Consider the following 19,814-nt stretch of genomic DNA (forward strand, 5'->3'; position numbering starts at 1 on the left):
GAAAGCACCCCCCTGCGCACCCTCTGCGGCCCCCTTTGGGGGGCGCCCGGAAAAGATACGGCGCAGCACGTCAACACCATTCAGAGCCAACAAGAGCATGACGCGAGAAATCCCTTTCAGCAAACTCTCCGGCGCGGGCAACGACTTCATCGTCATCGACAACCGCGACCGGTCCAGGAGCCTCGACGCAGACACCATCCGCCGCCTCTGCACCCGCAGGACCGGCATCGGCGCCGACGGCCTCATCCTCATCGAGCCCTCCGCAGACGCATCCTTCAGCATGCTCTACCACAACGCCGACGGCCTTCCCGGCACGATGTGCGGCAACGGCGGCCGCTGCGCGGTCTGGTTCGCAGAGAGCATCGGCATCGAGCCGGACAGCGAAGGCTGCTTCAGCTTCGAAGCCCAGGGCGACCCCTACCAGGCATGGGTTGTTGCCCCCGGAACCGTACGCCTCCGCATGCGCGAACCGCGCGACTTCCGCGACGAGGTGGAGCTCGGCCGCGGGCGCTGCTCCTTCGTCGACACCGGCTCGCCGCACGCCGTCATCCCCACCGAAGGGCTCGAGGCGCTCGACGTCGTGACGCAAGGGCGCACCATCCGCCACCGCACCGACCTCTTCCCCGGAGGGACCAACGTGAACTTCCTCGAGGTGACCTCCCCCCACAGCATCGACGTCAGGACCTTCGAGCGCGGGGTCGAGGACGAGACCCTCGCCTGCGGCACCGGAGCCGTGGCCTCCGCCCTCCTGAGCCACCGGCTCGGCATGACCACGGGGAACCGGGTGCAGGTACGCGTCCATAGCGGCGACACGCTCGAAGTCGAGTTCAGCGAGGACATGCGCGAGGTCTACCTCACCGGCCCCGCACTCATCGTCTACCGGGGAGTCGTGGAAATCGGCTGAACGGGAAAAAGAGTACGGCGGGTCGAAACGGGGTGAACTTTTTGGCTGCGCGAGTGATTCATTCTCCATCATGGGGCACATGCCCCAATGTTTTTTCATCCTCAGAATCCCTCAACACAAAACGGAGAAACACCATGCAGAAATGGGTATGTGTCCCTTGCGGCTACGTCTATGATCCCGAAGTCGGAGACCCCGACAGCGGCGTCCAGCCCGGAACGCCTTTCGAAGAGGTTCCCGAAGACTGGGTATGCCCGGTCTGCGGCGTCGACAAGACCCTCTTCGAACCCGAAGAGGAGCGCTGAAACGCACGGGAGCGGCCCGCACCGGACGCTCCTTTTCTTCATACCGACCAGCAGCACGCCGCCTTTGATGCGGCGTGCTCAGTTTCCGGGAGATGCCCCATCACGCAGCGCCTCGTCGATGAGCTGGCGGGGAACGCCGATGATGACGGTATCGATCTGCGCATTTCCGGGAGGCCGGGACGGAGCGCCGACCGCCGTGGGGGGCTCGACCAGCCCCCTCTTCTGCATGATGCGGTAGATGATGGACGAACGCTTGCGCACGGTGGCGGAGCTGCCGGTCGGCGACCAGCGGATCGGGTTCGGCAGCACGGCGGCAAGCCGCGAAGCCTGGCGGGCGCTGAGATCCCGGGCGCCGACACCGTAGTAGTGGCGGGCGGCGGCCTCGATGCCGAAAATGCCGTCCCCCCATTCGACGGAGTTCAGGTAGAGCTCGAGGATGCGCCGTTTGGAAAGCGAGCGCTCGATACGCCAGGTAAGGATCGCCTCCTTGATCTTGCGCACCGGATTCTTCGACGGCGAAAGGTAGAGGTTCTTGGCCAGCTGCTGGCTGATGGTGCTGCCGCCCATGGCGATCTTGCGCTCACGGAGGTTTTTCTCGAGCGCATACTCCATCGCGTCGTAATCGAACCCGTCGTGCTGCCAGAACTTGTCGTCCTCTGCGATGAGCACGGCTTTCTGGAGGTGTTTCGATATCGCCCTGAGCGGCACCACCTGACGCCTGGTCCTGCGCCCGGCGTAGCCTGCACGGTGCCATGCCTCCGTACGGTAGCGCATGAAGGCCGTCGTTTCCGGGGTTTTCTTCTCAAGGCTTTTCACGTCAGGGATGACGAAGTAGCGCATGATATCCAGAAGAAAAAGGCAGAAAAGCAGGATGGCGATATTGCGCAGGAACCTCATGGGCTGGGGCGGTTTGCTTTTTTTTCGGTACCTTCTCCATCGTGTACCACAGTACCGTTCAATGTAATGTAACACAGGAAGAAGAGAGATGAAACGCACCCTGCTACCGCTCGCGGCCGGTATTTTCCTTGCTGCCGCAACCACGGAGGTCCATGCATCCGAACCGGACGGGAAAGCCGTCTTCGAACGCAACTGCAGCGTCTGCCACAGCGTGGCGCCGCCGCCGAAGAGCGCGCCGCCGATCATCCCCATCGCCACACGTTACCGCATGAAGTTTCCCTCGAAAGAACAGGGCGTCCTGGCAATGACAGCCTTCATGCAGTCCCCCTCGAAAGCGTCGTCGATCGTCGACCCGCAGGCCGTCCAGCGCTTCGGGCTCATGCCCTCGATGTCGGCCCTTCCCGAAGCCGACCTCAAGGCCGTCGCCGGGTGGATCTGGGAGCAGGGCGGTGCCGGAACAGGGACCGGAAGGGGTGCCGGCATGGGCAGGGGCCAGGGCTCCTGCAGATAAAGGGCGCAGCATTACAAGAAAAAAGCCCGGAGGGTCGCTCCGGGCTTTTCCGTTCTTATCTCTCCTCTCCGCTCCTCTCTTTCTCTCTGGTACCCTTGGGCAGACTCGAACTGCCGACCCACAGTTTAGGAAACTGTTGCTCTATCCACTGAGCTACAAGGGTATGCTCCTGAGCGGGAATTTACCATCTTTGAACGAAAGAAGCAAGCCCGCTCACGAACGGCCGAACATGTGGTCGAGCTGGGCAAGCGACATCTTGATGATGACCGGCCGGCCGTGCGGACAGGAATAGGGCTCGCGGGTTGCGAAGAGGTTGTCGATAAGGGTGCGCATCTCTCCGACCGAGAGCTTCTGGCCGGTCATGATGGCGTTGCGGCAGGAGTAGGACTTGGCCAGGTTGTCCCGCTTCTCGAGCCGCAGGCGCTGGGCGTTGTCGCGGTACTCGGCGATCATGTCCTGCAGGATCGTGACCTCGCTGCCGGGGCGCACGTCCTGCGGCACCCCCTCGATCATCACCGCACGACTTCCGAACGGCCGGAGGTTGAAGCCCAGCCGGTAGAGGTCCTCCCTGATCTCATCGAACACCTCGAACTCCCAGGGCTTGAACTCCACCTTCTGCGGAAAGAGCAGCTGCTGCGAGTTCGGCACACTGCTCTCCATCACCTCGACGGCGCGCTCGTAGAGCACCCGCTCGTGGGCCACGTGCTGGTCGATGATCATGAGCCCGGTCTTGATCTGGCAGACGAGGTACTTGTTGTGGAGCTGCCAGATCTTCGGATCCTCCCCCTTGGGCCCTGCCTCGGCCTCATCCGGCCCCTCGTGCATGCTCGAACGGAGCAGCTGCGAGATGTCCTCGCGGGCCGCCGGCACATCCGGCACCGGGAACATCGTCTCCTGGCGCGACGGCCCGGAAGGAGCCGAAGGGGTGGCACCGAGCGCTCCTTCGCGGTAGTTCCCGTAGAGTTCCGTCTTCGTGATGGCGCGCTCCGGCACCTCCTGGAACGAGAGGGTGCGGTAACCTCCGCCGAAGGAGGAGGACCCCTCCGCCGGAGCGGAGCCCGGAGTCGCCTGCGGCGCCGCGGCCGAAAGGTCGGGAGAGAAGTCGTAGGTGCGGATGGCCCGCTTGATGACGGGATAGAACATGTTGCGTACGCTGCGCTCGTCGTCGAAACGGACCTCGAGCTTGGCGGGGTGCACGTTCACGTCCACCCGCGAGGGGTCGATGCCGAGGAAGAGCAGGGCGAACGGCGCCTGTCGCTCGACGAGCAGCTCGCCGTAGGCCTGCTGGAGGGCCTGGGTGAGCATGCGGTTCTGCACGGGACGGCGGTTGATGAAGAAGTACTGGTCGAGCCTCTTGCGCTTCTGGAGCGCAGGCCGGCCGATGTAGCCGCGGATGGAGAGGTAGTCGTTCTCCTCGCCGACCTCGACGAGGCTCTCGGCGAACCCCTTGCCGTAAAAGGTGTCGAGCCGCTCGAGGAGGTCGGGGGTGCGGAAGTTGAAGAGCTCATCCTCGTCGTTGACCAGCTGCCACCCGATTTCGGGATAGGCGAGCGAGAACGATCGGACAAGCTCGAAGATGTGGCCGTACTCGGTGGCGTTGGACTTGAGGAACTTGCGGCGCGCAGGAACGTTGTAGAACAGGTTGCGCACGCTGACCGTCGTTCCCGGCTCCCCCTGCACCTCCGACTCCTCGGCCGGAATCCCGCCCTCATACCGGAACTTCAGGGCGACGGGGGCGTCGGCCTCCCGGGTACGGAGCTCGAAATGGGAAACGGAGGAGATGCTGGCGAGCGCCTCGCCGCGGAACCCGAGGGTGCCGAGGGTGTCGAGATCGGCGACGTCCCTGAGCTTGCTCGTGGCGAACCGCTCGACCGAAAGCAGGGCGTCCTCGCGGTTCATGCCCCGGCCGTTGTCGATGATGCGCACCAGCTCCTTGCCGGCATCCCTGATGACGACCGAAATGCGGTCGGCGCCGGAATCTATGGCGTTCTCAAGCAGCTCCTTGACCACGGATGCCGGACGCTGGACGACCTCTCCGGCTGAAATCTTGTTGGCTATGTTGTCGGGAAGCCTGGCTATGGATGGCATACCTCTACACTCGTCGATGGGGTTCAACTGACTTTTACCACCCCCAACTTATCGATAATTCCCCGTCTTTGAAAACGACCGGAGGAAGTTATCCGTCCTGTTCCGAACGGAGCGCCAGCCAGAGCTCGCGGAGCGCCGCTTCGGTAAAACGGTGCTTGTTCTGGAGACGGTCGCCGTGGGTTCGGATGGTGCGGACCTCGACCCTCGGATCCCCGCCCGCAGTCGTGCGGGCGAGCGCCAGGCAGAGCGTGCCGACGGGCTTCCCGGGGCTGCCGCCCCCCGGGCCGGCGATGCCGGTGGTGGCCAGTGCGAAGGAGGTGCCGGCGTGGCGGAGACAGCCGAGCGCCATGGCGGAGGCGACCTCCTCGCTCACCGCGCCGTGCCGCTCGATGAGCTCCCGCCCGACCGAGAGCAGCTCCTCCTTGGCCCGGTTGCTGTAGACGACGTAGCCGCGCATGAAGGGAACCGACGAGCCGGCGACATCGGTCAGGCGGTTCGAGATCTGCCCTCCCGTGCAGGACTCGGCGACCGAAAGCGTCAGGCCGCGCTCCGAGAGGAGCCGGACGATGGTCCCTTCGAGGCTCGCCTCGCCGACGGCGAACACATAGGCTCCGACCCTTCCGCAGATGGCGTCCACCACGGCGGCGTTATCCCGACCTGCCAGAGCGGCATCGGCGGCGATGGAACTGACCATGAGGTCGACGCCCGCCCCGTGCGGCAGGTAGGCGAGCGTCGTGCCCTCCGGCAGCGACTCCTCGATGTCGGGGATCATTTCGGCGAGCGTCGACTCGCCGACGCCGGTGGTCTTTATCGGGGTGTGGACGATGGCCGTACGGCTGAGGCCGCGGAGCCACGGCAGGACCGTGAGCTCCATCATCGCCTCCATCTCCACCGGTACGCCGGGCATCAGGACCAGATGGCTGCCGCCGAAGCGCTCGCCGCAGGGGACGATCATGCCGGCCGCCGTGCCGCGGGTGTTGGGGATGGCCGTGGAACCTTCGAGCACCATGGCCTGGCCTTCCATCAGCTCGTTCATCGTCCGGCCATGGGCCGCAACCCGGCGCTCCACCTCCCGAAGGGCGTCCCTGTCGAGCCGGAGCCCGAGCCCCAGGAGCTCCTCTGCGGCCCGTCGGGTGCGGTCGTCCCTCGTGGGGCCGAGCCCCCCGGTGACGAGTACCACGTCGGCGCGGCCGAGCGCCTCCCGAAAGACCGAGGCCATCTCGCCCTCGTAGTCGGAGCAGGCCGTGACGCGCACGACCGGCACGCCGACCGAGCCGAGGACGCGGGCGATGAAGGAGGCGTTGGTGTTGACCCGCTGGCCCTTGAGCAGCTCGTCGCCCACCGAAACGATTTCGGCCCGGAGCGAGAGCACGCGCTCAGACAAGGTAGCCGGCGATGCGCAGGATGTCGGCGAAGACGCCGCCCGCGGTGACCTCGCCGCCCGCACCGGGGCCCTTGACGACGAGCGGGGTCTGGAGGTACCGGTCGGTGGTGAAGACCACCATGTTCTCCGATCCGTTCAGCCCGGCAAGGGGGCTTTCGAGCGGCACCTGCTTGACGCCGATCGAGGCCTTCCCGTCACGTATCTCGCCGGCGAACGAGATGGTCATCCCGTTCCTGCCGGCCTCCTCGATAGCCCTGGCGTAGCTCTCGTCGACCATTTCCAGCCGTTCGAGGAATGTGTCGACCGGCATCTCCCCCCGCAGCTCCTCGGGCACCAGGTTCTCGCACTCCACCTGGTCGTACTCGAGCTCGAAACCGAGCTCGCGGCCGAGGATGAGGAACTTGCGCGCGAAGTCCGCTCCCGACAGGTCGTCGCGGGGGTCCGGCTCGGTGTAGCCCGCCAGGCGCGCGCTATTGACGATCTCACTGAACCGTCCGCCCTTGCGCAGTTCGTTGAAAATGAAACTGAGCGTGCCGGAGAGGACCCCCTCGATGCTCCGGATACGGTCGCCGCTGCTCTTGAGGTCCCCGAGGGTGTTGATGATCGGCAGGCCGGCGCCGACGTTGGTCTCGTACAGGAAACGGGCGTTGCTCGAGCGCCGGGCGTCGCGGATGGCCCGGTAGAGCGGCCAGGGACCGGCCATGCCGAGCTTGTTGGCGGTGGCGATGGAGATGTCGGAGCGCAGCAGCTCGGGATAGCGGGCCGCAACGTCCGCGCTTGCGGTGCAGTCGACGAAGATGGTGTTGTGGAGGTTCTTCTCCCTGATGAAGCGCAGGTACCCTTCGATCCCCTCGTAGCTGCCGCGCGGGCGGAGCGCCTCCTGCCATCCCTCGAGGTCGAGCCCGTCGGGGTCGAAGGCGATGCTGCGGGTGTTGGCCACGGCGGCCACCACGACGTCGAGCCCGTCGGCCTCCTGCAGTTCGCGGCGATGGCGTCCGATCTGGCCGATCAGGCTTGTGGCGATCGTGCCGGTGCCGGCGATGAACACGTGCACCCGACGGCGGGAGAGGAAGAAGGATTCATGGATGCAGTTGAGCGCCTTGTCCTCCTGGTGGCTCTCCAGGACGAAGGAGATGTTCATCTCGTTGACCCCCTGGGCCACGGCGATGACGTTGATGCCGTTCTTGCCGAGGGTCTCGAACAGCTTGGCCGACACGCCGGGATGGCCCGACATGTTGTTGCCGACGACGGCGATCATGGCAAGGTCGCGGCGCACTGCGACGGCATCGATCTGGCGGGCGGCGATTTCCGCCCCGAACTCGTCGTCGAGCACGAACCGGGCCTCCTCGGCCTGCTGCGGCGCGACGGCCAGGCTGATCGACTGCTCCGATGAGGCCTGCGAGATGAAGATGACGTTGATGCGATGCCGGGCGAGGCGGGTGAAGAGGCGGGAGGCGATGCCCGGCACGCCGACCATGCCGCTGCCCGAAAGGTTGAGCAGCACCACCGAGTTGATGGAGGTGAGCCCGGTGACCGGCAGGGCAAGGCCGTCGTCCGGACGCCGGTCGCGCTCGATCCTCGTGCCTTCGGCCCCGGGGTTGAACGAGTTCTTGATGAGGATCGGTATCGATGCTTTCATCGCCGGCTGCACGGCGAGCGGATGGAGGATCTTCGCCCCCGCATGGGAAAGCTCCATGGCCTCCGCGTAACTGACGAAGGGAAGCACCCGCGCGTCGGGCACCCGGTTCGGGTCGGCGCTGAAGAACCCGTCGACATGGGTCCAGATCCAGATCTCCCCGGCGCCGAGCGCGGAGCCGAGAACGGAAGCGGTGTAGTCCGATCCGCCGCGCCCGAGCGTGGTCACCGAGCCGTCCGCGGCTGCGGCGATGTAGCCGGTCACGACCGGAAGCGACGGCTCCGTCGAAAGGCGGAGACCGATGCGCTCACGGCTCGCCGCTTCGTCGAGGCGGGCATCGGGATAGACGGCGTCGGTAACAATCAGCTCGCGGCCGTCGACATAGACCGCCGGCACGCCGGAGGCGCTGAGCCACGCGGCGACGATGCGCGTCGAGAGGCGTTCCCCGAAGCTCTGGACGAGCGCCGAGCTCTTTGCGGAGAGCTCGCGGAGGAGAAAGATCCCGTGCAGGACGTCGTGCAGCTCAAGGAGCTCACGGCGAAGCACCGCATCGAGCTCCTCGAGCGCCGGACCCTCAAGCAGCTCGCGGGCGACCGAGAGATGGCGCTCGGCCAGTTCCTCGCCGGCAGCCACATAGCCGCCGTCCCCGCCGCAGGCCCTCCGGGCCGCCTCGAGCAGGCGGTCGGTCACCCCCTCCATGGCGGAGATGACGATGACGAGGCGCTCATCTTCGAGCGCCCGGCTGATGATCGACGAAACGTTCCTGATACGCTCGGCCGTACCGAGGGAGCTCCCCCCGAACTTGAATATTTTCATGTACCCTCGAGTAGCTAGGTATTAAAGACTCCGTGGAATTTCATCCATTGAGCGTTAAAATGCAAATCAGGGGGCCGATTGAGGGCGGCGCCCCGCCGGAAAGCCGTTCCGCCGCAAAAAAAAAGCGCCCGTTGCAGGGCGCTTTTGCGTTGTTCTCCAACGGAGAGCAATCAGTTCGAAAGTGCATCGGCGCCACCGACGATCTCGCTCAGCTCCTTGGTGATCGCCGCCTGGCGGGCACGGTTGTAGCTAATGTTGAGCGTGCGGAGAAGCTCCTTGGCATTCTCGGTCGCCGAATCCATGGCGGTCATCCTTGCAGCCTGCTCGGCGGCGTTGGACTCGAGCATCATCCTCCACACCTGGGTGTTGAGGTGCTTCGGTACCAGCTCCTCGATGATGGCTTCCGGAGAGGGCTCGTAGATGTAGTCGCCGCCTTCCTGTACCGGGCCTTCGCTCTTTATCGGGAGCAACTGCTCGGCCTTCAGGTTCGGGGCGATCACCGACTTGAACTCGTTGTAGACCACGATGACGCGGTCGACCTCGCCCTTCACGTACATCGACGAGGCGGTCTCGGCGATTTCGCGGGCAGTCGAGAAGTCCAGGTTCTGGAACACGGCCGGGTACCCTTTCAGGATGTTGTAGCCGCGCTTGCGGAAGAAATCGAAGCCGCGCGTTCCGGCGCAGATCATCTGGACGTTGCCGGCCGCATGGGCAGAAGCAAACTCCTCATGGATCGTGCGCTGGGCAAGCTTGATGATGTTCGTATTGAAAGCGCCGCAGAGCCCCCTGTCGGAGGTGACGAGCACCACCAGGACCTTCGAGGTCTCTGCACGGTCGGCGAGGAGCGGGGTCGCCGAGGTGTCGACCTTCGTCGACAGCGATCCGAGCATCTCACCGAGCTTGGCGGCGTAGGGACGGGCCATGACCGCCCGTTCCTGCGCCTTGCGAAGCTTCGCAGCGGCAACCATCTTCATGGCCTTCGTCACCTGCTGCGTCGATTTCACGCCCTTGATGCGAACTCGTATGTCCTTTAATGTTGGCATGTAGTACGGGTCGTTAATGTATTATCTGAAACTCCACTGCATCGATGCCCTTCTCAGGCCTTCACCTTGTCGTTGAAGGTGGCGACGAACTTCAATGCCACTTCCTTGAGCTTCGAAGCCATGTCGGCATCGAGTGCTCCGGTTTCCGCAATGGACTTCAGGATCTCGCCGTGCTTGAGATCGAGCATGGCGAGGAACTCCTCTTCGAACTTCTTGATATTCTCCACGGCGACCTGGTCGAGCAGGCCCTGGGTGCCGAGGAAGATGATGGCGACCTGGCGTTCGACCGGCATCGGCACGTACTGGCCCTGCTTGAGGATCTCGACGAGGCGCGCGCCGCGGTCGAGCTGTGCCTTGGTGGTCTTGTCGAGGTCGGAACCGAACTTCGAGAAGGCTTCGAGCTCACGGAACTGCGCGAGGTCGAGGCGGAGCGTGCCGGCGACCTTCTTCATCGCCTTGATCTGGGCTGCGCCGCCGACGCGGGAGACCGAGATGCCGACGTTGATGGCCGGGCGCTGTCCGCTGTTGAACAGGTTGGTCTCGAGGAAGATCTGTCCGTCGGTGATCGAGATCACGTTGGTCGGGATGTATGCCGACACGTCACCGGCCTGGGTCTCGATGATCGGGAGCGCCGTAAGGCTGCCGCCACCCTGCACCATCGGCTTGAGGGGTTCGGGAAGGTCGTTCATCTTCTTTGCGACTTCGATGTCGTCGGTGATCTTCGCGGCACGCTCGAGCAGGCGGGAGTGCAGGAAGAAAACGTCGCCCGGGTATGCCTCGCGTCCCGGCGGACGGCGGAGCAGGAGGGAGAGCTGGCGGTAGGCGACGGCCTGCTTGGAGAGATCGTCGTAGATGACGAGCGCATGGCGGCCGGTGTCGCGGAAATATTCGCCGAGTGCGGCGCCGGAGAACGGAGCGATGAACTGCAGCGGTGCAGGATCGGAGGCCGTTGCCGAGATGACGGTGGTGTACTCCATCGCGCCGTGCTTCTCGAGGGTGTTGACCACCTGTGCGACGGTCGAGCCCTTCAGGCCGATGGCGACATAGATACAGAAGACGCCCTTGCCCTTCTGGTTGATGATGGTGTCGAGCGCAACGGCGGTCTTGCCGGTCTGGCGGTCGCCGATGATGAGCTCGCGCTGGCCGCGGCCGATCGGGATCATTGCGTCGATCGCCTTGAGGCCGGTCTGGAGCGGCTCGTGCACCGACTTGCGGTAGATGACGCCGGGAGCGCGGCGCTCGAGGGGAAGACGGATCTCGGTATCGATCGCGCCCTTGCCGTCGATCGCTTCGCCGAGGGGGTTGACCACCCTGCCGAGCATGGCTTCACCAACCGGAACAGAGGCGAGGATGCCGGTACGCTTGACAGTGTCGCCTTCCTTGACGTCGGTGGAGTCACCGAAGAGCACGGCGCCGACGTTGTCCTCCTCAAGGTTCAGAGCCATGCCCATGACGTTGTTGGGGAACTCGAGGAGTTCACCGGCAGCAGCCTTGGACAGACCGTAGACGCGTGCGATACCGTCGCCGACCTGCAGCACGGTTCCCACATCATAGACTTCGGCTTCGGACTCAAAGCCGGCAAGCTGCTTGCGAAGTATGGATGAAACTTCATCAGGCCTGACTGTTGTAGACATATGCTTATTCCGCTTGGTTATTTGTTAAGAAAAGAGAAAGATTCTGCTTACTTTCATTTGAATTCCGGGGGATCTTTTCCCTTTCCAAAAGAAAAGCCAAATTTAATGAAAAGCTTTTAGTTATTCAAATACTACCATCGCATTTGAACAACTTGGTTTTTCAACAGTACCCGGCCGCGGGTTGCAGCGCACCCCCTGGCCCCGAAGCAAGCGTATGAAAACAGTCAGGGGATTCGCTTCAGCAACCGTCGGAAACGTGGCCTGCGGGTTCGACGTGCTCGGGTTCGCCATCCGCGAGCCCGGAGACGAGGTCGTACTCTCGCTCTCGGAGCGCAGCCACACCTCCGGCCCCGTCACCATCACGTCGATCACGGGCGACGGCGGCAAGCTCCCGCAGGACGCGAGGAAGAACACCTCGAGTTTCGTCGTCCTGAAGTTCCTCGAACACATCCGCGCACAGAAAGGCATCGGTTTCGACGGCCACATCGAGCTCGAGCTGAAGAAGCACCTGCCGCTCTCCAGCGGCATGGGCAGCAGCGCGGCAAGCGCCGCGGCGGCCCTCGTGGCGGCCAACGAACTGCTCGGCCAGCCCTGCACGAAGATGGAGCTGGTGCACTTCGCCATCGAGGGCGAGCGGGTCGCCTGCGGCTCGGCCCATGCCGACAACGCCGCGCCGGCCATCCTCGGCAACTTCGTCCTCATCCGCAGCTACACGCCGCTCGACCTCATCGTCATCGCCCCCCCCGAGGAGCTCTTCTGCTCGCTCGTCCATCCCCATACCGAACTCAGGACCTCCTACGCCCGCTCGGTGCTCCCCGCCGAGATCCCGCTCAAGCTGGCCATCCAGCAGTGGGGCAACGTCGGGGCGCTCATCGCCGGACTGCAGAGCTCCGACTACCCGCTCATCGGCCGCTCGCTCGTCGACGTGGTCGCCGAGCCCAGGCGCGCGCCGCTCATCCCCGGCTTCACCGGGGTGAAGGAGGCCGCCATGGAAGCCGGCGCCCTCGGCTGCAGCATCGCGGGATCGGGCCCCTCCGTCTTCGCCTTCTCACGGTCGCGCGAGTCGGCCGAGAAGGCCGGACGCGCCATGCAGGAGGCCTTCCTCTCCGGCAGCGCAGGGCTCGCCTCCGACATGTGGGTCTCGCCGATCTGCCGCGAAGGGGCAAGGATACTCTAACGAACACAACCGACGACGTTCCCGACAGACACATGATCTACTTCAGCACCAGCAAATCCTCCACGCCGGTCTCCATGAAACGGGCCACCCTCGAGGGGCTCGCCCCCGACGGAGGACTCTACGTCCCCTCCGAGCTCCCCACGCTCTCCCCCGCCGAGATCGCGAACCTCGAAGGAGCATCCTTCAGCGACATCGGCTTCGCGATCGCCAAAAAGTTCGTCGACGGCGAGGTGCCCCCCGTCGAGCTGCAGCGGATCGTCAGCGACGCCTGCAGCTTCGAGACCCCGCTCGTCCGGCTCGACGAGACGACCTTCGTCGAAGAGCTCTTCCACGGGCCGACGCTCGCCTTCAAGGACTACGGCGCCCGGTTCCTGGCCCGCATGACCGGATGGTTCGCCGCCGAGGACAGGCGCATGATCACGGTGCTTGTGGCCACCTCCGGCGACACCGGCAGCGCAGTCGCCTACGGCTTCCAGGGCATCCCGAACACCCGCGTGGTGCTGCTCTACCCCTCCGGCAAGGTCAGCCGCCTGCAGGAGCAGCAGCTCACCACGGCCGGCGGCAACGTGCACGCCCTCGAGGTGAAGGGGGATTTCGACGACTGCCAGCGCCTCGTGAAGGAGGCCTTCGTCGACCCGGAGCTGAAGAGCCGCCTCACCCTGACCTCGGCCAACTCGATCAACATCTCCCGCCTCGTGCCGCAGTCCTTCTACTACGCCTGGGCGGCGCTCCGGCTCAGGGAGGAGCACGGGCTGGAAAACCCCGTCTTCTCGGTGCCAAGCGGCAACTACGGCAACCTGACGGCCGGCGTGCTGGCAAAGAAGATGGGCTTTCCCGTCGGAGGCTTCATCGCCGCCTCGAACGCCAACGACAGCGTCACGCGCTACCTTTCCGAGGGGCGCTACGAACCCCGTCCGACCCGCCGCACCCTCTCGACGGCGATGGACGTCGGCAACCCGAGCAACTTCGCCCGCCTCCTCCATATCTACCGAGGGGACCACGACGCCATGGCCCGCGACATCGCCGCCACCTCCGTCACCGACAAGGAGACCCTCGAGACCATCCGGCTCGCATACGAGCGCTTCGGCTACGTGATGGACCCCCACACCGCCGTCGGCTACCGGGCCCTCCAGGAGATGCGCCGGGAAGGAAAGTACATCGGCACGCCCGCCGTCGTGCTCTCGACCGCCCACCCCTCGAAGTTCCTCGAAGCCATCGAAGAGGCCCTCAATATCAAGGTCGACGTACCCGAACGCCTCCGCTGCCTCCTCGAAAAGGAGAAGCGCTCGACGGTGATCGAACCCCGCTTCCGGGAGCTTGCGGACTTCCTCAACGGCCTCGACGGCTGAGCACACCACACCACGCCCCCATGAACGCCCGCACCCTGCTCTTCTTCATCATCCTGATACCCATCATGTTCTTCGGGATGCTCTACGGCTACGTCCTCAACCTCCTCGACGGCAACGGCGACCGGTTCGCCCGGATCGCTTCCTGGTGGGGGCGTTTCAGCGCCCGGCTCTTCGGCATCAGGGTCGAAGTGGAGGGCGAGGAGAACTACACGCCCGGCAGGAGCTACCTCGTCGTCAGCAACCATGCCGGCATGGCCGACATCCCGCTCCTGCTCGGCTCGATGAAGCTCAACCTCCGCTTCGTCGCCAAGGAGGAGCTCGGAAGGATCCCCGTCTTCGGATGGGCGCTCAGGAACGGAGGATACGTCATGATCAAGCGGGGCCAGAACCGCGAAGCCCTCAAGAGCCTCCTCTCGGCGGCCGAAGTCCTCAAAAGCGGCCGCTCGGTGCACATCTTCCCCGAAGGGACCCGCTCGGCCACCGGCAAGCTCCTCCCCTTCAAGCGCGGGGCCTTCCTCGTCGCCGAAAAGGCCCGGGCCGAGGTGCTCCCCGTCACCATCGTCGGCAGCCACCGCATCACGCCGAAAAAGAGCCTGGCGATCCACCGCGGCACGGTTCGGCTCATCATCGGCAAGCCCCTCCGCACCGCCGACTTCCCCAACGTCGAAGCCCTCATGAAGGCCTCGCGCGAAGCCATCGCCCGAAACCTCGGCTGAGCAGCCGCGTCCTGCAAAGAACACAGAGAAAGGGCCGCTGCCTCGGGATGAAGCAGCGGCCCTTCGTCATCGGCGCCGGCAGAGGAAAAGTCCCTCAGATATTGCGGTAGAGGTCGACCATCTCGATGGCGGTGAGGGCGGCGTCGAACCCCTTGTTGCCGGCCTTCGTGCCGGCCCTCTCGATCGCCTGCTCGATGTTCTCGGTGGTCAGTACCCCGAAGGCGATCGGCACGCCGGTCTCAAGAGAGGCCTGGGCGATGCCCTTGGCGGCCTCGGCGGCAACGACGTCGAAATGGGGGGTGCTTCCGCGGATGATGGCGCCGAGCGTGATGAGGGCGTCGTACTTTCCGGTGAGCGCGGCCTTCTTCGACACCATCGGCAGTTCGAAGGCGCCGGGGCAGCGGTAGATGGTGATATGCTCCTCCGATCCGCCGTGGCGGCGGATGCAGTCCAGGGCGCCCTCGACCAGCTTCTGGCCGATGAAGTCGTTGAAGCGGGAGACGACGATGGCGAAGCGGGCGTCCTTTGCGCTGAGTGCTCCTTCTATCTGCTTGACTGGCATGGGGTATGGTGGTTTAAGGGTTAGTCGCAGTATCCGAGGATACGCTCCACAAGATCGATCAGGACGTGGCCGACGGCGATGTGGCACTCCTGCACGCGGTCGGCCGTGCCGGTGTGGGGGACGATGAGCTCGAGGTCGGCCATGCCTTTCATGCGGCCGCCGTCGCCGCCGAGGAGGGCGATGGTGCCCATTCCCCGCTGCTTTGCGGTCACGAGCGCCTGGACGACGCTTTGGCTGTTGCCGCTCGTCGAGATCCCGACGAGCAGGTCTCCCTTCTTTCCGTACGCCTCGACGAGGCGGGCGAACACGTTGTCGTAGCCGAGGTCGTTGGCCCCGGCCGTGAGCGCCATGCTGTCGCTGGAGAGCGCGATGGCCGGAAGCGCCGGGCGCTGGACCGAGCTGCGGTAGCGGATGGTGAGCTCGGTGGCCAGGTGCTGGGCGTCTGCCGCGCTGCCGCCGTTGCCGCAGAAGAGCACCGTGCCGCCCTCCTCGAAGGTTGCGGCCATCATGCGCGCCATGGCGGCAATCTGTGCGCCGGACTCGCGGGCGACCCGCTCCTTCAGGCGCGCGCTGTAGAGCAGCGTCTCAAGAACGCTCTCCTCGAGCCGGCTCCGGTCGGTGAGTCGGCAGTTGCATGTTCCCTCTCTCTCCATCATTGCTGTGAATATGGTTCGTTCTCTCTGCCCGCGCCCCTTGAGGCGCACCGGTGCCATGGTTACGCCAATATAACGAAAAACCGAGCGATAGGAAGAAAATCCTCACGCCCCCCCGTCCGCCGCGCCCTCCTCGAGCCTCCGGCCGCAGCGGCGGCAGAACAGGGCGTCTCCTTCGTGGAAGAGCTCCGGGCACGACGGGCAGCGCGTCTGCCTTGGTGCAGAGCGGTCGATGGCGGCCATTTCGGCCGAGACGATGCCGGTCGGCACGGCGATGACGCTGTAGCCGGTGATCATGAGCAGCGCGGCAAGCGCGCGGCCGAGCGGGGTCTCGGGCGAGATGTCGCCGTAGCCGACGGTCGTGACGGTCACGATCGCCCAGTAGATGCTCTCGGGAATGCTCCGGAACCCGTGCGACTCCCCTTCGATGAGGTACATGAGGGCCCCGACGATGCTTGTGAGCACCACGACGAAGAAGAGGAAGACGAGGATCTTTCGCGAGGATGCCACGACGGACTGGCGGACGAAGTTGGCTTCGCGCACGAACTGCATCAGCTTCAGGAGCCGGAAGATGCGCAGGACCCTGAAGAAGCGGATGACGAGCAGGTACTGGGCGCCGGGCACGAAGAGGCTGAGCCATGTCGGGAAGACCGAAAAGAAGTCGACCAGGCCGAAAAAGCTCAGGGCGTAGCGACGCCGGTCGGGGCTCGCATACAGCCGGAGCGCATACTCCGCCGAGAAGAGGACGGTGAAGAACCACTCGAGCGCGAGGAACAGTCCGCCGGCCGACCGGTGCAGCGAGGGCACGCTGTCGAGCATGACGGTCAGCACGCTCAGCGAAATGGCCGCGATGAGCGCGAGGTCGAAAGCCTTTGCGGGGAAGGTGTCGTAGTCGAAGATGACGTGGCGCAGCCGGTCGCGCAGGGTGCCGTGCTTTTCCATGGCGTCGGGACGAATGGGTTGACGGGGCTCGAAAAAAAAGCTCCGCCGGTACGGGTACTGACGGAGCTTTTGCTGGAACGGAACGGGGAAGGACGCCTTAGTGGTACTTGGCGCTCTCCTCCTTGACGAAGTCGACGAGCAGCTTCAGGTTGGCCGGATCGACGTCGGGCAGGATGCCGTGGCCGAGGTTGAAGACGTGGCCGGACTGTGCGGTGTGCTGGCCGAACTGCTTGAGGATCTTGGCGGCCTCAGCCTTGATCTTCTCCGGGGTGCCGTAGAGGACCGTCGGGTCCATGTTGCCCTGGAGGCAGACGCGGTCGCCGAGGATGGTGCGGGCCTTCTTGATGTCGATGCCCCAGCCGAGTCCGACAGCGTCGGCGCCGGTGTCGGCGATCTCGGTGAGGATGGTGTTGCAGTCCTTCGAGAAGACGATGACCGGGGTGTCCGGGTACTTGGCCTTCACCGCCTGCACGTTCTCCTTGATGTAGGGAAGCGCGAACTCGCGGTAGTCGTCCTCGGAGAGGGCGCTGGCCCAGGAGTCGAAGATCTGGATGGCGTCGGCTCCGGCCTCGACCTGTGCGCAGACGTAGTCGGAGATGACCGAGGAGATCTTGCTGAGCAGCATGTGGGCCATCTTCGGCTCACGGAACATCATCTTCTTGGCGAATGCGTAGTTCTTCGATCCGCCGCCTTCGACGGCGTAGGTGAAGAGGGTCCATGCCGCACCGGAGAAGCCGATGAGGGGAACGCGGTTGTCGAGCTCCTTCTTGGTGAGGCGGATGGCGTCGAGCACGTAGCCGAGCTTGTCCTGCACCTCGGGAACGATCAGGCGGTCGATGTCGACCTGGCTGCGGATCGGGGGGGTCAGCTTGATGCCCTTGCTCTCGATGATCTCGACGTTCATGCCCATCGCCTCGTTGACGACGAGGATGTCGCTGAAGATGATCGCCGCATCCACGCCGATGATGTCGACCGGCTGGATGGTGACCTCCATGGCGAGCTCGGGGGTCTTGCAGAGGGTGAGGAAGTCGGTTTTCTCCCTGACGGCACGGTACTCGGGAAGGTAACGGCCTGCCTGGCGCATCACCCAGATGGGGGTCCGTGAGCATGGCTGGCGCTTCAGAGCCCGGAGGAAAAGATCGTTTTTGAGCATGCAGAGCTAAAGTTAGAGTGTTTACAAAAAAACCTGAACCCTTTGAGGGGCGGCGCTTTGGCGGCCGCAGCCGGAACAGACGGAACCTGCAAAGGTACGACTTTCCGGCCGTTTTTTAAAACGCCTCCCCGCCGGAAGACCCCTCAGCTGACGATGTGGCGCTTGATGCCGAGCTCCTTCGGGCTGTAGCCGAGCGCGAGGCCGACCATCTCCGAAAGGTGGAACACGGGAATCGAGCTGTGGCTGCCGGCATGCTTCAGCGCCTTCGACTGGTAGCCGTCGAGCACGGTGTGGCAGAGCGGGCAGGGGGTGACGATGAAGTCGGCCTTCAGGTCGATGGCCTCCTCGAGCGCCTCGGCCGCGACGCTCAGCGACTCCTCCTCGGCGACGAGCAGGGTGTGGAAGCCGCAGCAGCGGTTCTTGTGGCGGTAGGGGATGGTGGTGCCGCCGAGCGCCAGGACGAGCTGGTCGAGCGAGGTCGGGTCGAGCGGGTTGTCCTTGCCGAGCACCGTCGAGGGACGGAGGATGTGGCAGCCGTAGAAGGGCGCGATGCGGTACTTCGAGAGCGGCACCTTGACCTTCGACTTGATGACGTCGAGCCCGACGTCGTCGATGAGCACCCAGAGCAGGTGGCGGACCTCGGAGGTGCCGCGGTACTCGAGACCCTCTTTCCTGAGGATCTCGTTGACCTCGGCACGCAGCTCAGCCGACGCATCGAGCTTCTTCTTGGCGCTGCGGATGGTCATGAGGCAGGTGTTGCAGGAGACGACGAGGTCCATGCCCATCTTCTCGGCGTGAGCGATGTTGCGGGCATTGACCAGCGCGAAGTGCTTCGGGCTGACGTAGTCGAGGTTGCTTCCTCCGCAGCAGGTGCTCTCGTGCAGGTGCACGAGCTCGATATCGAGATCCTTCTGCCAGAGCGCAATCGAGCGGTCGACCTCCTTGGTCATGGACTCGTTGATGCAGCTCAGGTAATATGCGTATTTCTTCATCCGGAAGGCCTCCCGATTATTTTTTATGGGTCTTGTGGTCCTCTTTGACATGTTCCGACATCTCGCGGAACTCCTCACGGAACTTCTTCATGCCTTTCGACGCCTTCACGAGCGGCGGCGGCGGCGGCGTGCGGCGCTTCAGGATCATCTTCACGGCCATCGGCAGGAGGTTCTTCACGGTCCATGCCACGCCGTTGGTGCGGAACGGCAGGGTAGCCTCGACCAGCTTGCCCTTCTTCTCGATGTCCGACATGAACGCCTCGGCGTGCTTGGCGCCGGCGGTGTCCTTCATGCCGCGCGACTCGATCGCGTCCTCACGGATGCCGTGGATGGCGTCCATGATCGGGATGCTTTTGACGCAGGTCTCCTGGCAGCGGTAGCAGTGCGTGCAGTCCCAGACGCCGTGGTCCTGCACCAGTTCGGCGAGGCGCACGTCGTGGAGCCCGTCGCGCGAGTCGACGTTCATGCGGTGGGACTTCAGGAGCACCGCCGGGGAGACGTACTCCTTGTTGGCGCGCAGGATGCTGCACTCCGAGACGCAGGAAGCGCAGAGAATGCAGTCGGTGGCCTTGTCGTACCGGCTGAACTCCTCTTCGGAGACGAGGAACTCCTTTCGGCCCATCTCGGACTCCTCCATGGTGGAGACGACCCAGTTGGAGTAGTGCTTCATCTTGCCGACGAGGGGGTCCATGTCGACGATGAGGTCCTTGAGCAGCGGCAGGTTGCGCAGCGGCTCGATCCTGATGATGCCCGCCTCGCGGCACTTCGGCAGCTCGTCCCACACCTGGGTGGTGCAGGCCAGCTTGGAGATGCCGTTGATGCGCATGCCGCAGGAGCCGCAGATGCCGGCCTGGCAGAAGACGCGGTAGCTGACGGAGGCGTCGATGTTCTCCTTGATGTAGTTCAGGGCGCGAAGCACCGTGATACCCCGTTCGACCGGGATGGTATAGTCATCGAAATAGGGCTTGCTGTCGACCTGGGGGTTCAGCCGGAACACCCGGAAGGTGACGTCGCGCTTGCCTTCGATATGCTGGTCGCTAGAGACAGTCATGGGC

The 19,814-nt window shown here is 64.5% G+C and carries 18 protein-coding genes and 1 tRNA gene; 6 read left to right on the forward strand and 13 right to left on the reverse strand.

Annotated features, from left to right (window positions below; all coding sequences use genetic code 11):
- Positions 1–97: 97 nt before the first annotated feature.
- Positions 98–904, forward strand: a complete 807-nt coding sequence (gene dapF, locus E0L29_RS03920; protein WP_131354993.1) for a diaminopimelate epimerase — start codon at positions 98–100, stop codon at positions 902–904.
- A gap of 134 nt (positions 905–1,038) precedes the next feature.
- Positions 1,039–1,206, forward strand: a complete 168-nt coding sequence (rd, locus tag E0L29_RS03925) for a rubredoxin (RefSeq protein ID WP_131354997.1) — start codon at positions 1,039–1,041, stop codon at positions 1,204–1,206.
- A gap of 78 nt (positions 1,207–1,284) precedes the next feature.
- Here the strand turns inward: rd and mtgA are convergent, their stop codons facing one another.
- The gene (mtgA, locus tag E0L29_RS03930; protein ID WP_131354999.1) at positions 1,285–2,103 is read right to left on the reverse strand and encodes a monofunctional biosynthetic peptidoglycan transglycosylase; all 819 of its coding nucleotides are present in this window, start codon (positions 2,101–2,103) and stop codon (positions 1,285–1,287) included.
- Between the two features lie 88 nt (positions 2,104–2,191).
- On the opposite strand from mtgA, the gene E0L29_RS03935 reads away from it, so the two are divergent.
- Positions 2,192–2,614, forward strand: a complete 423-nt coding sequence (locus E0L29_RS03935; RefSeq protein ID WP_131355000.1) for a cytochrome c — start codon at positions 2,192–2,194, stop codon at positions 2,612–2,614.
- A gap of 87 nt (positions 2,615–2,701) precedes the next feature.
- On the opposite strand, the gene E0L29_RS03940 is transcribed toward E0L29_RS03935, so the two are convergent.
- From E0L29_RS03940 to atpA, 6 genes are all read right to left on the reverse strand, one after another.
- Positions 2,702–2,777, reverse strand: a tRNA-Arg gene (locus E0L29_RS03940).
- A 50-nt stretch (positions 2,778–2,827) separates the two neighbouring features.
- Positions 2,828–4,702 carry a DNA mismatch repair endonuclease MutL gene (mutL, locus tag E0L29_RS03945; protein ID WP_131355002.1) on the reverse strand — a complete coding sequence of 625 codons (1,875 nt, stop codon included), beginning with the start codon at positions 4,700–4,702 and terminating at the stop codon, positions 2,828–2,830.
- An 88-nt stretch (positions 4,703–4,790) separates the two neighbouring features.
- Positions 4,791–6,086, reverse strand: a complete 1,296-nt coding sequence (locus E0L29_RS03950) for a CinA family nicotinamide mononucleotide deamidase-related protein (RefSeq protein WP_131355008.1) — start codon at positions 6,084–6,086, stop codon at positions 4,791–4,793.
- Positions 6,079–8,538 carry a bifunctional aspartate kinase/homoserine dehydrogenase I gene (gene thrA, locus E0L29_RS03955; RefSeq protein WP_131355011.1) on the reverse strand — a complete coding sequence of 820 codons (2,460 nt, stop codon included), beginning with the start codon at positions 8,536–8,538 and terminating at the stop codon, positions 6,079–6,081. Before thrA ends, E0L29_RS03950 begins: the two co-directional genes overlap by 8 nt.
- 170 nt (positions 8,539–8,708) lie before the next feature.
- Positions 8,709–9,581 carry a F0F1 ATP synthase subunit gamma gene (locus E0L29_RS03960; protein ID WP_131355014.1) on the reverse strand — a complete coding sequence of 291 codons (873 nt, stop codon included), beginning with the start codon at positions 9,579–9,581 and terminating at the stop codon, positions 8,709–8,711.
- 53 nt (positions 9,582–9,634) lie between these two features.
- Entirely contained in the window at positions 9,635–11,215 is a 1,581-nt protein-coding gene (gene atpA, locus E0L29_RS03965) for a F0F1 ATP synthase subunit alpha (RefSeq protein WP_131355017.1), read from the reverse strand.
- Between the two features lie 214 nt (positions 11,216–11,429).
- On the opposite strand from atpA, the gene E0L29_RS03970 reads away from it, so the two are divergent.
- From E0L29_RS03970 to E0L29_RS03980, 3 genes are read left to right on the forward strand one after another with little or no spacing between them, the layout of a single operon-like run.
- Positions 11,430–12,392, forward strand: coding sequence for a homoserine kinase (locus E0L29_RS03970; protein ID WP_131355020.1), 963 nt, complete (start codon positions 11,430–11,432; stop codon positions 12,390–12,392).
- A 32-nt stretch (positions 12,393–12,424) separates the two neighbouring features.
- On the forward strand, positions 12,425–13,741 hold the full coding sequence (gene thrC / locus E0L29_RS03975; RefSeq protein WP_131355023.1) for a threonine synthase: 1,317 nt from the start codon (positions 12,425–12,427) through the stop codon (positions 13,739–13,741).
- Between the two features lie 20 nt (positions 13,742–13,761).
- Positions 13,762–14,457 carry a lysophospholipid acyltransferase family protein gene (locus tag E0L29_RS03980; RefSeq protein WP_131355026.1) on the forward strand — a complete coding sequence of 232 codons (696 nt, stop codon included), beginning with the start codon at positions 13,762–13,764 and terminating at the stop codon, positions 14,455–14,457.
- 94 nt (positions 14,458–14,551) lie between these two features.
- Here the strand turns inward: E0L29_RS03980 and ribE are convergent, their stop codons facing one another.
- The 6 genes from ribE to E0L29_RS04010 all read right to left on the reverse strand — a co-directional run bounded on the left by ribE (position 14,552) and on the right by E0L29_RS04010 (position 19,810).
- Positions 14,552–15,019 carry a 6,7-dimethyl-8-ribityllumazine synthase gene (ribE, locus tag E0L29_RS03985; protein ID WP_131355029.1) on the reverse strand — a complete coding sequence of 156 codons (468 nt, stop codon included), beginning with the start codon at positions 15,017–15,019 and terminating at the stop codon, positions 14,552–14,554.
- A gap of 20 nt (positions 15,020–15,039) precedes the next feature.
- Complete coding sequence (locus E0L29_RS03990) at positions 15,040–15,672, reverse strand: SIS domain-containing protein (protein WP_131355772.1); 633 nt, start codon at positions 15,670–15,672, stop codon at positions 15,040–15,042.
- Positions 15,673–15,777: 105 nt separating this feature from the next.
- Positions 15,778–16,614 carry an ion transporter gene (locus tag E0L29_RS03995; RefSeq protein WP_131355031.1) on the reverse strand — a complete coding sequence of 279 codons (837 nt, stop codon included), beginning with the start codon at positions 16,612–16,614 and terminating at the stop codon, positions 15,778–15,780.
- A gap of 97 nt (positions 16,615–16,711) precedes the next feature.
- Complete coding sequence (gene hemE / locus E0L29_RS04000; protein WP_131355033.1) at positions 16,712–17,767, reverse strand: uroporphyrinogen decarboxylase; 1,056 nt, start codon at positions 17,765–17,767, stop codon at positions 16,712–16,714.
- A gap of 143 nt (positions 17,768–17,910) precedes the next feature.
- Entirely contained in the window at positions 17,911–18,759 is an 849-nt protein-coding gene (locus tag E0L29_RS04005; protein WP_131355036.1) for a CoB--CoM heterodisulfide reductase iron-sulfur subunit B family protein, read from the reverse strand.
- Positions 18,760–18,775: 16 nt separating this feature from the next.
- Positions 18,776–19,810, reverse strand: a complete 1,035-nt coding sequence (locus tag E0L29_RS04010; protein ID WP_131355039.1) for a succinate dehydrogenase/fumarate reductase iron-sulfur subunit — start codon at positions 19,808–19,810, stop codon at positions 18,776–18,778.
- Positions 19,811–19,814: the final 4 nt, after the last annotated feature.

Origin of the sequence: Chlorobium sp. N1 (assembly GCF_004332115.1) — a bacterium.
GTDB lineage: Bacteria > Bacteroidota > Chlorobiia > Chlorobiales > Chlorobiaceae > Chlorobium.